Raw genomic sequence first — 12,162 nt, 5'->3', positions numbered from 1 at the left:
CCTGCACTCAGGCGGCATAGCCATGCACGTCAACAAAGTTCATGCCGTCTTCACAATCGGTCGCGTCGCAAACGACCTCGGCGAAGACGAGGACTGGCTCTGGGACGTGGCCAACGGAATGGACACAGAGGACGGCGTTATCTGGGTTTATGGCATAGGTGACGACGGCGTCATGGCGTTCACCGACTTCGGCATCGAGAACCTGATCGAGCTCATCAGGATACACAAGGAAAACCCCGAGCCCCAATAGGTGATCCGCTCTCCGCGGCTTAGCTCGGATGGATACCCGCCGCCTGCGCCTTGTTCCTTTGCATTCAAAGAGCGCAATGCCCGCTACGGTTGAAGAACCGTGCTATCTGCCTAAAGAGGGCCGCGGCGTCGCGTCGGTACGTGTGGGCAATTTCGGATACTGAATCTTAGGCAGCTGACCAGTCAGCGAATTCAGAAACGCAACAATATCGTTCTTTTCCTTATCGCTGAGCTCGATGCCAAGCTGGGTTTCACCCATCACGCCAACCGCTTGCTTAAGGCTCCAAACCTGGCCTGAATGGAAGTATGGGGCCCGCAACGCGACGTTGCGCAACGGCGCGGCGCGGAAAACGTACTCGTCGCTGGCCGCCTTGGTGACCGCGTATCGGCCCTTGTCAGACGCCGGAAGCAGGGTTGCTCCCGGTCTTTCGATCACGCCGAACGGGAAGTAATCCTGTCCGCCGACGTTGATTCCGTTGTGACAAGAGGAGCACCCCGTTTGAATGAAGAGCTTCAATCCTGCCTTCTGCTGATCATTGAGAGCAGTCGTATCGCCTTCAAGGTACTGATCGAATGGAGCAGCGGGTGTAATCAGAGTCGCTTCAAAGGCCTCGATCGCCTTCGCGAAGTTGTCAAAGGTGACCGGCGACGCCTCGTTCGGGAACGCCTTCTTGAACATGACCACATAGTCACTCATCGAATTCAACGTATCGAGCACATGATCTGGGGTCGCGTTCATTTCGACACGCGCCTGCACGGGTCCCTTAGCTTGCGCCTTGAGGTCTGCGGCGCGTCCATCCCAGAACTGCGCCAGATTGAATACCGCGTTATAAACAGTTGGCGCCCGACGTGGACCCTGCTGCCAGCCGTGCCCGACCGAGGTCGGACCGGCATCGACTCCGCCCGTACCAAGATTATGGCAGCTATTGCAGCTGATGATCCCGCTGGCTGACAGCCGCGGATCGAAGAACAGCATCTTGCCGAGTTCGACTTTGTCGTGGGTGACCGGATTGTCCTTCACAGCAGGCACGATCGAGGGGATCGGTTTGAAAATCTGCCTAGCAGCTCTCATCCAATCATCTTCGGGGCTAGCCTGTGATGAGGCCAACATTGCAACGGCCGCAACGGATAGCTTGCGTACAAGGTGAAGCTCCCACGCTAACTTTTTCACAATACCTCTCATCGGCACCAAACAGGACGGCATCGTCCCTGTTCATGTCACGCACTCACGCTTGCCCGAGTGATGGCTGCATCTACTAGCAACCGCCGTGCCAGTGGCGCTCGGCAAAAACTAAGCTGCTGATTTAACCTTCAAAGCAATTGCACCAGCGGATAATGTTAAGCGTCTTGAACCTGACAGAAGCCGTGCGGTCCCAGAAATGCGACAGCCCACGAACCAGCGGCGGCCAATTCGTGGGCGATGGCGCAGGCCTTTTGTCATTATTATCGATGCGTCATCCAGCTCGCTGCTATTCTCAACGAGATTGGATCGTCATGCCATGGAGAAACCTGCGAGCGGACGCCATACGCTCAGGTCAGTTAGCATCCAATTGCCAGCGCTGGCGCCGCCTAGAATTCAAATGAGATTGAGGCTAATCGCCTTTACGGCGGCCTGGGTGCGATTCGTCGTACCCAGTTTGCGTATCGCGTTCTTAAGATGAAAATTGACTGTATTCTCGCTGACCTTCAGGATCTTCCCAATTTCCCAAGACGATTTTCCCTCTGCCACCCAGCGCAGGCAGTCTTTTTCGCGCTCAGACAGGGTAAGTTTCCCGTTACAGCCGCTATCGGAGGGCGGCGCGATCTCCGCAAGGGCATTATGAAAGTGCCAGGCCAGTGTTCTGAGGTGACTCATACGATACTGAGGATCGGCCTCGTCGAATGGGGATGCAAAAGATACCACCGATATTCGGCCCAATGCCCCAAACAATGGCACACTCATGCCATGCTTCAGACCTGCCTCTTTGGCCTCGTCTAGTACGCGCTTCTCGCCGGGTTCCAGTTTGGCGAGTTCGTCCCAAACAAACGGCCCCGGAAGCGTTGGTGTCCGCCTGACCACCGGGTCGATGATACGGTAATTGCGTTCAAAATAACGGCGGCACCAGTCTGGCGGGAAGTTCACGGTCCCCGTAGGCGGTAGGTACCACGGTAGACGAGGCGGCTCCGCGAAGGTAAGCGCTCCGTAAGCGACTTCACTGAAGCCTTCCTCGCTCGCACAGGTCACAAGAAGATCGAACAGCGCTTTAATAGAGCGCGTTTGCTTCGCGCATTCGATGAAGCTGAATAAGTCCATGTGGCGACTCACGAGGGCAGCCAAGAGGCCGCTATTGCGCCGTTCGATTGAGTGTCTTAAGCGGAGTCTAGTTTTATTCGCTCAGCGAAGCCATTGCTCCGCTCTTCATCCAGCCTGAACACTCGCGCGCTTCGGCAAATGCTATTCCCGAATTCGTTGACCTCTCCCAGCAGGCTCCCAGAAGGGACAGGTCAATCCAAACCGTCAGCTGCAGCGCCACTCTCACTTAAGTTAGAACAGCACACCATAACCGTGGCACTGATAGCTCCACTTCATGTCGCCAGAGGGCTCGCCAACGACGCGGTGGGTATCGCATTCGATGCAGCCGTTGAGGGTGATCTCCACGTCGCACTTGGCCTTCGGCTCGAAGCGACGCGCGGGGCCGACTTTCACGAGCGTAAGCAGCTGCGGTGACGGCATTGTGCGCGCGGACCCCGGTATGGGAACGACCGAGATCGATGTGATTGCGGTTGTAGAACAGCTTCTCTTCGAGGCTCACTGAGGGCTCGATATGCATCTTTCAGTCTCCGTAGTTGGTGTCCACGATTAGAGCGCAAGGCTTCAGTCTCTTGCTTATGCATGATCCCCTTCGAAAACCGGTGGCCACGGATCGTGCAGCGGCACTGGGCGCTGGCGAATATTCGCCGCGCTTGGGCCGAAACGCCTTCATGTCCAACTTGGCCATAGGTAGCCAGGCATGCCGGCTATCCCGGCGCCGACCACGATGGCGTCGAACCTTACCTCGATCGCGACAGCTTCCTCTAGCTCGCGATCTGAACGCACGAATACGGCCGCAGACGCGCGCGAAGGCGGCCATCATCGGCGCTCCCAGCAGCCGGTTCGCGTCACTACCAACATGGGCGAGTTCGAAGATCGGCGCGTTCTTCTCGATGCTAATGGCGACGATCAGGTCGGCGCCCTTAACGTCGACCCGATGCAGGATCGCGCCGGAAAAGCCGGCCGCGATAAAGAGCTTTGGCCGGATGATCTTGCCGGCGTGACCGATCTGCCGGGCGGAGGTGATCCAGGCCTTCTGCGCCAGCGGACCTGAGCAGCCATATTCGGCGCGAAGGAAAGCGGCAAACTGGCGCACCATTTGAAACTTTTTGGCCGATCGGAGCCCAAGACCCTCGGCGACCACGACATCGGCATACGCGAGATTGACGTTTGCGGATTCGCAGTCCGGCACGAATGGAGTGCTGCTCCGCCTTAATGGTGGGTATAGCGACGCAAGTGAGCTGCAGCAGGCCGGGCCGCTTCGCAATGCCGAATTCGACCTTTGCGGTGTCGCCGTCGATCGTCTGCTTGTCAGTGAAAGTGACACCAGCCGGACCATCCTCCCTCCCAGTCTTGCGGATTGCGGTCGCCAACGCATAACTGCCCGCCAGTGTGCCGTCCTGGCGAATACGCAATCAATGACCGCACGATGTAGTCGCCGTCGAAGGTCAGTGCCTTGCGTAGGGCTCGGCGGCCATCGATGAGCACGGTTATCTCGCCGCCGCACTCGGCGCTTAGCTCCGGCACTGCTCGCCGCGCGAACAGATCGTAGACGTTGATAATGGTCGGCCTCCCGGTGGCACATGGAGTCGTTGGCCACGACGCGCACGCGGATCTGAGCGAAATTGGAAGCCTGCTTAATGCAGACGATACCGTGCATGCCCTACTCCACAAGTTCCGAGAACCTGGGATCGGAACAGCAAGGCTCGTACCAGTTGCGGCGCTCGCGAGAATCTGGCGTTGAGACAAATGCTTGAGAGAATTGGCGATCGATTGGGCACGATAGGCGATCAGATGCAATTACGACATGGTCGCAAATGCGACATCGCCGTTTGCAGCAGCCGCGACATTAGTTGATGTAGATCAAGAAGACCGCGGGCTACGATGCGATAGTTCTTCCCTTATCTGCGTGAGAGCGTGGCGCGTAACACAAGGTGAGCGGCCGCAGCGTTCACGAGGACCAAAACCATTTCCCCACTCGCCTTGGATAACGCTTCGCATCGCCAGGAGCAGGTGGAGATGGAGATGTCGGATCGTACTCGACGTCGAGCAGCCAAGAAGTGCTGATCTGATGAGGTTTGCCGATGGTTTAGCGAGTGCGCTTTGAATTTCCGCCACCAACGATCGAACATCTTGTGATTGTTAAGGCTTAGCTTAGCCTCGACTCCCGCGGCATCCTATTGCGACGTGCAACACGTTGCGACCCCAGTCAACTACCAACGCTAGTAGTTGATCGAGATGACAGAAGCATGTCACCTATCGGTTGGGCTGCGGATTGCCGGAGCGGCTTGCCTCGATCAAGAACTGAACGAAGCAGCCCTGAACGTCCGGCCGGTCCAACGCACCTGCAAGGAGTGGCATGCAAGATCAATCACAATCTTTTCTCGCCAACGGCCCTGATCGATGCGCTGCCTCCTCACTTGCGGAAATGCTGCGCCATGAGATTTGCTCCAACCGCGAGCTCTCCTTCCTCATGGAAGCTCATGATGCGCTCTCCGGCGTAATCGCCAAGCGGGCAGGCTTTAAAGGTCTGTGGGCGTCGGGCCTGTCGATTGCCTGCTCTCTCGGCTACCGCGATGCCAACGAAGCGTCTTGGAACCAACTCGTCGACGTGGTTGAGCGCATCGTGGACTCGACGGAGCTGCCCGTGCTCGTTGATGGCGATGGCGGCTTCGGGAATTTCAACAATGCGCGTCTCTTGGCGCGCAAACTCCGTCAGCGTGGCGCTGCCGGGATTGCGCTGGAGGACAGCTGTTTTCCGAAGATGAACTCGTTTGTTGGCGATCGACATCCCCTAGCCGATATCGACGAATTCTCCGGCCGTCTGCGGGCAGTGAAGGATACAGTCGCGGACGACTTGGTTCTCGTAGCCCGAATCGAAGCGCTGATCGCCGGCCATGGAATGGACGAAGCAGTTTTACGCGCTAGCGCGTACGCGGCCGCGGGTGCCGACGCGATCCTCATTCACTCACGCAAGAGCACCGCGGACGAGATCCTCTCGTTCGCGAGTTCCTGGCAGAACTGCCTGCCTGTCGTAATCGTTCCAACGAAATACTATCGAACACCGGTCTCTGCATATCGTGATGCCGGCATCTCCACAGTGATTTGGGCCAACCACTCCATGCGAGCTGCAATAGCGGCAATGCGGCACGTCTGCGGCCGCATTATCGCCGAGGACGGCGTTGCTGGCATTGAGCCAGATATCGCGCCCCTCGACGAAGTCTTCGATTTATTGAGGTACGACGAACTCGCCCGTGCGGAAGCGCGCTATCTCCACCTCCCTGACCCATGGCAATAGTGTCACCCACACAACAACATAGTCGTTCTCGAAGGACTGCTGCGATGCGACCGCCTGCGCTATCGTCACGCTCCACTGCAATCTATCGAGGCATTCTTTGCTTCGCTACTATTGGAACGTCGTCAAATGGCGTAACAGACCTTACGCGGCCGCACTGTGTAGTCCTGCCCTCTCTTGGCTCGATCTGTTCATCTATCCCTATGACCAGGCACCGAAGAACAACCACGAGCTCATTTCTTTTTCAGAACGACCGACGAACACCATGATTTATGTCCTTTGAACCGTAGGCTCGCATTTCCAAGGACTCCGGCAGCCTTCACGCCACCGCAGCAACCATAGAGACGGCCTGAGGCTGCTCATCGACTCCTCAGCGCCTCGGAATGACTTGGCGGGAATCCCGCGACGATGGAAGGGAATGAAATGACTACCAATGCTCCCAAGAATGCCGTTATTCTCGCGGCCGGCTTGGGCTCCCGCCTGCGTCCGCTGACCAATCTGCGCCCGAAGCCGCTGGTCAAAGTCAACGGCACTCCGATCCTTCACAACGCTCTGCGCAATCTGCAAGCCGTCGGAGTGGAAGAGGTGACGATCGTCGTCGGTTACCGGAAGGACGCGATTCAATATGCCTGCGGCAGCCGCTTTGGCGAGCTCGAAATCAAGTATGTCGAGTCGACCGTCTTCGGCAGGACCGGCAGCGCCTATTCCCTGTGGCTGGCGCGCGACGCGCTTCTTTCCGGAGACTGCTTTCTTCTCGAGGGCGATGTTTTTTTCGAGAGGGATGTGTTGCGCTATCTGATGATCGGAGAGGCCACCGATGTGGCTGCAGTAGCTCCCTTCAATGAATCGATGGAAGGCTCAGCAGTTCTGTTGTCGGATAGCGGTTTGATCTCAGGTTTCCGCATGAAGCAAACCGCAGCAAACCTTGTTGGGGATGATCCTAGACTATTCAAGACGATGAACCTGCTACGATTCTCGGCGCGGACTCTCAGGGCAACGATCGTTCCAGGGCTGGACGATATCATCGGCTCCGGAGCTACTCAGGCCTACATCGAGGAGCTTCTTGCATATCTGGTGGAAAGGCGCGGCCTAAAGCTCGCAGCGGCGCGTTGCGACGCTCTCAGATGGTACGAGATCGACAGCCCCGAAGATCTGCGCATCGCAGAGCGCATTTTGGCAAGATGAATGCCTTCGGCGGGCCGTATGACCTGCAGAGTAGTTGAGGCTCCAATGCTGAAATACCTTTGGTACTCAGCGAACGCCCGGAGTTCTTCATTCCTCACCGCACGTATTCCTCTCTCTTCAAGGGACCTGGGCTGGCCGCGGCGGCGGCCCTTTCGGCTGTCTATTCGATCCCTCGACGGGTTGCTGCAGCTCGCACAACGAACTTCACTGCAATGAACACTGCATATAGGCGCAATTGACTGCGCGAACGCGCGTTCTTGTGCATTTGTGACAGCAACGGCCAAACCGTCCCCTATTGGCGCCTAGCAGCACCGCCGCCTCAATTCTATAGCGGCACGCAGTTGGCGCCCGGCCAACTACCAACGTTGGTAATTGATCTAGGTGATAGAAGCATGCCACCTATCGCTTGATGAAGGTCGGGCTGGCACACCGCACCTGCAAGGAGTTCGGCATGCGTTTTCCGAAGATGAACTCATTTGTTGGCGATCGGCATCCCCTCGCCGAGATAGGTGAATTCTCCGGCAGACTGCGAGCAGCAGGGGTGGACTCTCCTGCGGCATCAATCTCGAATACGGGCCGCATTCAATCGGAAGAAGACATTGCCGGTGTTGAGAAAGGGGTCTCCGGTCTCGGTGAACTCTTCACCTCCTCGGCTAGGATGGGCTTTCCCAGGCGGAAGAGCGATATCTGCCGAAGCAGATCGCATACCGACGGCCACGCGGCGCGGATCACCTCCACAAACCCGACAATCAACTCAGGATGAGCGCACATGTTGGCGCAACGAATTTCTTTAGTTTCAAGTTCGGGCACTGCCGCCGCCCGTGAGGCAGCCAAGAAAGCTTCCGCGGCCGGCCATCAGATCATCGACTTGGCGGCCGGCGAAATCATCACGGAGCCACCATCATCCGTGCGCGAGGGAGCGATTGCCGCCATCAATGCGGGGATGAACCGATACACCGATTCCATCGGCCTAACGCCGCTTCGCACGGCTGTCGCCGAAAAGCTGTCGGCGGAAACAGGGATCCGTTGGAATATGGATGACATCGTAATCACTGCGGGTGCAAAGCAAGGACTGCTCGACGCTGCCTTGGCCGTACTCGATCCAGGTGACGAGGTTATTATTATTCGCCCCTGCTGGCCGACATTCCCGTCCCAGGTTCTTCTCGCCGGCGCAACGCCCGTGTTCGTTGATGCTGGCCCCCCGACATATATTCCCGATATCGGCGCAATCCGCGCCGCCGTCACGCCGCATACCAAAGCCATTATCATCAACTCGCCAAACAATCCTACCGGCGCAGTCTATGACCGAACGACTCTTCAAGCTATCGGCGATCTCGCAATCAACTATCAGCTCTGGATCGTTTCCGACGAATGTTACTCTACCTTCGTATTCACCGGTTCGCGCCACGAGTCGATCGTCATGGCGCATCCGGACGTACGTTCACGGACGATCCTGGTTAACGCCTTCTCAAAAGAGCTGGCGATCACGGGTTGGCGACTGGGCTATTTCGCGGCACCGCCGGAGATCGTTTCTGCGGCCAAGAAGCTGCAGAGCCATACGACCTCGAATGCCAATGTGATCGCGCAGTACGCGATCCTGCACCACCTTCAAGTCAGCGATGGCAGCTTTGAACGGGAGATGCATCAGCGCCTGGCACAGGCTCGTAACGCTGGTCTTCTCATTCTCTCTGGTCTGCACGACGTCGCCACGCCGGGAGCAAAGGGCTCATTCTTCTTCTATCTTGATTTGAGTAGGCTTGTCTCCGCTCTGCCCGATCGAAGCCCCATTCGATCAACCGACGATATTGCACGAGTGCTCCTGGAGGAAACCGATGTGGCATCCGTTGCCGGTAGCACCTTTGGCGACGTGAACGGCCTGCGTCTCTCCTTCGGCGCTCCACCAGACCTGCTGGAGTCGGGGCTGAGACGTGTCGTTGACGCACTGAACAGCCTGAAGATCAAGTACGCAGCGGCCTAACCAGAAGGAAATGTTGGATGCTCAATGGTACACGGGCCGCGATTCTTGCTGCAGGAATCGCCTCAAGGCTGCGCCCCCTATACGGTATTCGTCCAAAACAATTGGTGGAGGTGAACGGAAGCGCGATGCTGCACTACGCGCGGCATCAGCTCTCCGCACTTGGAATCGTGAAGCAACCATCGTCGTGGGTCATCGCAAGTAAGCCCTCGAGCAGTCCTGTGGCCACCATTTCGCGAATGTCGCCATCGAATATGCCCACAATCCGATGTCCGATTGAACCGGCAGCGGCTATTTTCTATGGCTAGCGCGATTCCAATGCTTGCCGGCGATACCGCCTTTTTCGAAGGCGATGTGCTCTCCGTGCGCAAAGTCCTCAAAAGAACACTTGAACCCACCTCATCTACCAAGCGGAGCGTGGCGACGGTTGCGATGTTCAAAGCATCGATGAGCGGTTCGGCGGTCGAGCTGGAAGAAGGTTCTTCCAAGTCCGTCATGAACGAGACCCCTGTTGAGGCGCAGGCTAGGCATTTCTTCAATACGATCGACCTAAAGCGTTTTTTGGCAGACGCGTTCCGCGAACAGCTCGTGCCGGCACTGCACCGGCCTGTGAAGAGCGGGCTTCCCGCAGCGCATGTCCTGGTGCCCCCTCGTTGGCAGCCGAGAGCTCCAGCTTTCGACGACGGATTGCAGCAATACACGCCGGTTCAAACTCGACAGCAAAGGTGCTTGGCGGAAAGGACATTCGCACTGACGGTGGGTCGCGCACTTCCCACCGCAACTTACATGTCACCGGCACCGGGAGCGAGGCGGTGATCGGGTATCTGCGAGACTATGCAAATGCCATCACCGCCCTCGCCTATCTGTTTGCCGTCGTCGGGTTGTTCCTGGCCCTCAACGGTAGGATCGAGCTTGGCAGCGCAGCAATGCTCTGGACTTGGTTTTTGGATCATTGGGATGGGCATGTCGCTCGCATAACGAGCCACCTTCGCCATCCAGGCGTCGCGGAATTCGGAAAAAGCTTTGATGGCTTTGCTGACCTCATTCATGGTGTGATTTTCCCGGCTACGGTGATCATGCTTATCAATCAAGGCACTGCCCTGTCGCTCGTCGCAAGTATACTTCTCATTTTAGCAGGTGCCATCAGGCTCAGCTACTTCGAGAACGTCGGTCTTACTGCCGACGCTAGGTTCACGGGCGTCCCCGTCTCGTATGATACCCCACTTCTTGCGATCCTGCTGCTCGCACGGCCGCAATTCGCTGACGATGTCTTTCCGACAATCCTGGCGATCGCCTTTATGATATTGGCACTGCTTCATGTGACGACTTCGATCCGGGTTCCGGCTATTCGGGGGGCAGCAGTGCCGATCGCCACCGGCTTCGCGCTCGCGGGATCTATTGCTTTGGTGATGATCTCCCAATCCGGCGTTCAACCATAGGCTCAGTGGCAAACCCTAAGATTGTGGCTGGGGAGAACGAAATGAACGATGTGAGCAAGATTACCCAAACGTACCCCGTACCACCCAAAGCTACGCCGATCGATTTTGGGCGGAATTTTCCACCTCCCAGCCCTATGGTTCAACGCGCTTTAACGGACACATTCGCCGACCTTGGAGGTGCAAAAATTGCCGATGCCATTCGCTTTCCGCGCTTCATGGGAACGGTAAGCGATAGAGAGGCGGGAGCAACTTGGCTTAGTCAACGGCTTGGGCGGAAGCCGGACATGGAGCGTGTCGTACTCGCAAACGGCTCACAGAGTATTTTGGCAATGTTGATGGCTCGCTTCGTCAAACCCGGCGGTGTCCTTCTAACTGAAGAGCTGACTTATCCAGCAATCAAGCCACTTTCAGCGTTGTTCGGAATCGAGCTCCGCGCTGTGTCGATGGATGCTGAGGGCATTGATCCGGCAAGTCTTGATAGAGCCTGCGTCGAGCAGGGCGACAATGCTCGGGCCCTCTATTGTATGCCCACACTGCATAACCCAACGTCCGCAACAATGTCTGAGGCAAGGCGCGCGGACATTGCGACGGTGGCTCGCCGATACGGCATTTGGCTCTTTGAAGACGACATATACGGCGTCCTGCCGGAAGAGGCTCCTCCCCCACTTGCTCTCTATGCGCCCGAGCGCAGCTGGTACATTTTAGGGCTGAGCAAATCTCTCGCTGCGCAACTTCGGGTAGCGTATGTCGTCGGACCCAATCCGAACATCTCGCGAGATGCTTTTTGGCCTGGAGTGCGGACCACGAATTGGATGGTGGCACCGCTGGTGGCGGAGGTTGCATCGCGTTGGCTCGCAAATGGGATCGGCTCGGCAATACTGCAATCGGTACGAGCAGAAACCTTGAGACGCCGGGCCCTTGCTGCGTCGATTCTGCCCTACATTCAGACATCCCCAAGCGCGTTCAACTATCATCTTTGGATCGAGTTGCCGAAAGGATGGCAGCTCAACGCCTTTGTCAAGGCGGCCCTTGATGCTGGAGTGGTTGTTGGATCCGGCGATTCATTTGCCATTAACAGTCAAGAGGGCGACCGGAAGTTTCGGATTGGCCTGGGCGTGCCGCCGGATCACGATGAACTTGTTCGCGGGTTGAAGACAATTGCATCTCTTCTTGATGCAGCCAGCGGGTCCGGGATTGGACCAATGGAGAGGCGGTCACTGCGTAGTGCAGCAATAGATCAGTCCCCGACGAGCGATACCGACTTACACGTTCGTTTTATTTCCGAAGCAGCAGGCCTTGACCTTCGCACTTCGGAATTGGCACCCGCACCTGCGAAACCAGTCCCGGCCTATCCTTACGCCAAGGTCTTATTTCACGTTGGCGCCTACTGTGGATCGATCCTGGCTTCCGTCGCTACGTTTATTCTCGAAGATATGGAGCCTGATCAAGAAAGTCAGTCATCAGGGCGCAGCTGGCGAATTCGTGGAATGGCAACGGCCAAAGATTTCCGCCGCCTAGGTTTTGCCAGTGCCGTACTCGACCATGGTCTACGTGAAATCCGTAGGCGTGGTGGGCTCCTGGTGTGGTGTAACGGGCGAAGAACGGCTGGCTCGTTCTATCGACATCATAGGTTCGAACAGATTGGCGACGAGCGGCATGTGCCCGGCCTTCTACCCCATTACCGTTTTAGGAGAGCTATCGAACGGCCGCATCACTCTTAGGCCTTAAC

Annotated in this window: 10 protein-coding genes and 2 pseudogenes; 8 read left to right on the top strand and 4 right to left on the bottom strand. The window is 57.1% G+C overall.

Features of this window, described 5'->3' with window-relative positions:
- The first annotated feature begins 22 nt into the window (after positions 1–22).
- The gene (locus YUO_RS0135245; RefSeq protein WP_028350619.1) at positions 23–250 is read left to right on the top strand and encodes a hypothetical protein; all 228 of its coding nucleotides are present in this window, start codon (positions 23–25) and stop codon (positions 248–250) included.
- 102 nt (positions 251–352) lie between these two features.
- Here the strand turns inward: YUO_RS0135245 and YUO_RS0135240 are convergent, their stop codons facing one another.
- From YUO_RS0135240 to YUO_RS48245, 4 genes and pseudogenes are all read right to left on the bottom strand, one after another.
- Entirely contained in the window at positions 353–1,360 is a 1,008-nt protein-coding gene (locus tag YUO_RS0135240; protein ID WP_235782935.1) for a cytochrome-c peroxidase, read from the bottom strand.
- A 465-nt stretch (positions 1,361–1,825) separates the two neighbouring features.
- Positions 1,826–2,542, bottom strand: coding sequence for a LuxR family transcriptional regulator (locus YUO_RS0135235; protein ID WP_028351394.1), 717 nt, complete (start codon positions 2,540–2,542; stop codon positions 1,826–1,828).
- Positions 2,543–2,773: 231 nt separating this feature from the next.
- A pseudogene (locus YUO_RS42835) lies at positions 2,774–3,059 on the bottom strand (ferredoxin family protein).
- A gap of 244 nt (positions 3,060–3,303) precedes the next feature.
- A pseudogene (locus tag YUO_RS48245) lies at positions 3,304–3,734 on the bottom strand (FAD-binding protein); the annotation flags it as partial.
- Positions 3,735–4,967: 1,233 nt separating this feature from the next.
- On the opposite strand from YUO_RS48245, the gene aepX reads away from it, so the two are divergent.
- From aepX to YUO_RS44170, 7 genes are all read left to right on the top strand, one after another.
- Positions 4,968–5,837, top strand: a complete 870-nt coding sequence (aepX, locus tag YUO_RS0135220) for a phosphoenolpyruvate mutase (protein ID WP_028351393.1) — start codon at positions 4,968–4,970, stop codon at positions 5,835–5,837.
- Between the two features lie 420 nt (positions 5,838–6,257).
- Positions 6,258–7,019: a phosphocholine cytidylyltransferase family protein gene (locus tag YUO_RS0135215; RefSeq protein ID WP_028351392.1), complete on the top strand. Its 762-nt coding sequence runs from the start codon at positions 6,258–6,260 to the stop codon at positions 7,017–7,019.
- Between the two features lie 451 nt (positions 7,020–7,470).
- The gene (locus tag YUO_RS0135210; protein WP_156908906.1) at positions 7,471–7,782 is read left to right on the top strand and encodes a hypothetical protein; all 312 of its coding nucleotides are present in this window, start codon (positions 7,471–7,473) and stop codon (positions 7,780–7,782) included.
- Between the two features lie 6 nt (positions 7,783–7,788).
- Positions 7,789–8,997 carry a pyridoxal phosphate-dependent aminotransferase gene (locus YUO_RS0135205; RefSeq protein WP_028351390.1) on the top strand — a complete coding sequence of 403 codons (1,209 nt, stop codon included), beginning with the start codon at positions 7,789–7,791 and terminating at the stop codon, positions 8,995–8,997.
- A gap of 315 nt (positions 8,998–9,312) precedes the next feature.
- Positions 9,313–9,810, top strand: a complete 498-nt coding sequence (locus YUO_RS44175; protein WP_156908905.1) for a hypothetical protein — start codon at positions 9,313–9,315, stop codon at positions 9,808–9,810.
- Positions 9,807–10,433: a CDP-alcohol phosphatidyltransferase family protein gene (locus YUO_RS0135195; protein ID WP_028351389.1), complete on the top strand. Its 627-nt coding sequence runs from the start codon at positions 9,807–9,809 to the stop codon at positions 10,431–10,433. The genes YUO_RS44175 and YUO_RS0135195 overlap by 4 nt, the downstream gene beginning before the upstream one ends.
- Positions 10,434–10,474: 41 nt before the next feature.
- On the top strand, positions 10,475–12,154 hold the full coding sequence (locus tag YUO_RS44170; protein ID WP_083754855.1) for an aminotransferase class I/II-fold pyridoxal phosphate-dependent enzyme: 1,680 nt from the start codon (positions 10,475–10,477) through the stop codon (positions 12,152–12,154).
- Positions 12,155–12,162: the final 8 nt, after the last annotated feature.

Origin of the sequence: Bradyrhizobium murdochi (genome assembly GCF_000472965.1) — a bacterium.
Lineage (GTDB): Bacteria > Pseudomonadota > Alphaproteobacteria > Rhizobiales > Xanthobacteraceae > Bradyrhizobium > Bradyrhizobium murdochi.
This window is presented reverse-complemented; position numbering and strand designations above follow the sequence as displayed.

Excerpts from the sequence above, each read along its gene's own strand:
- YUO_RS0135245 (WP_028350619.1), top strand. The coding sequence starts at position 23 with ATGCACGTCAACAAAGTTCATGCCGTCTTCACAATCGGTCGCGTCGCA.
- YUO_RS0135240 (WP_235782935.1), bottom strand. The coding sequence starts at position 1,360 with ATGTTGGCCTCATCACAGGCTAGCCCCGAAGATGATTGGATGAGAGCT.
- YUO_RS0135235 (WP_028351394.1), bottom strand. The coding sequence starts at position 2,542 with ATGGACTTATTCAGCTTCATCGAATGCGCGAAGCAAACGCGCTCTATT.
- aepX (WP_028351393.1), top strand. The coding sequence starts at position 4,968 with ATGCTGCGCCATGAGATTTGCTCCAACCGCGAGCTCTCCTTCCTCATG.
- YUO_RS0135215 (WP_028351392.1), top strand. The coding sequence starts at position 6,258 with ATGACTACCAATGCTCCCAAGAATGCCGTTATTCTCGCGGCCGGCTTG.
- YUO_RS0135210 (WP_156908906.1), top strand. The coding sequence starts at position 7,471 with ATGCGTTTTCCGAAGATGAACTCATTTGTTGGCGATCGGCATCCCCTC.
- YUO_RS0135205 (WP_028351390.1), top strand. The coding sequence starts at position 7,789 with ATGTTGGCGCAACGAATTTCTTTAGTTTCAAGTTCGGGCACTGCCGCC.
- YUO_RS44175 (WP_156908905.1), top strand. The coding sequence starts at position 9,313 with ATGCTTGCCGGCGATACCGCCTTTTTCGAAGGCGATGTGCTCTCCGTG.
- YUO_RS44170 (WP_083754855.1), top strand. The coding sequence starts at position 10,475 with ATGAACGATGTGAGCAAGATTACCCAAACGTACCCCGTACCACCCAAA.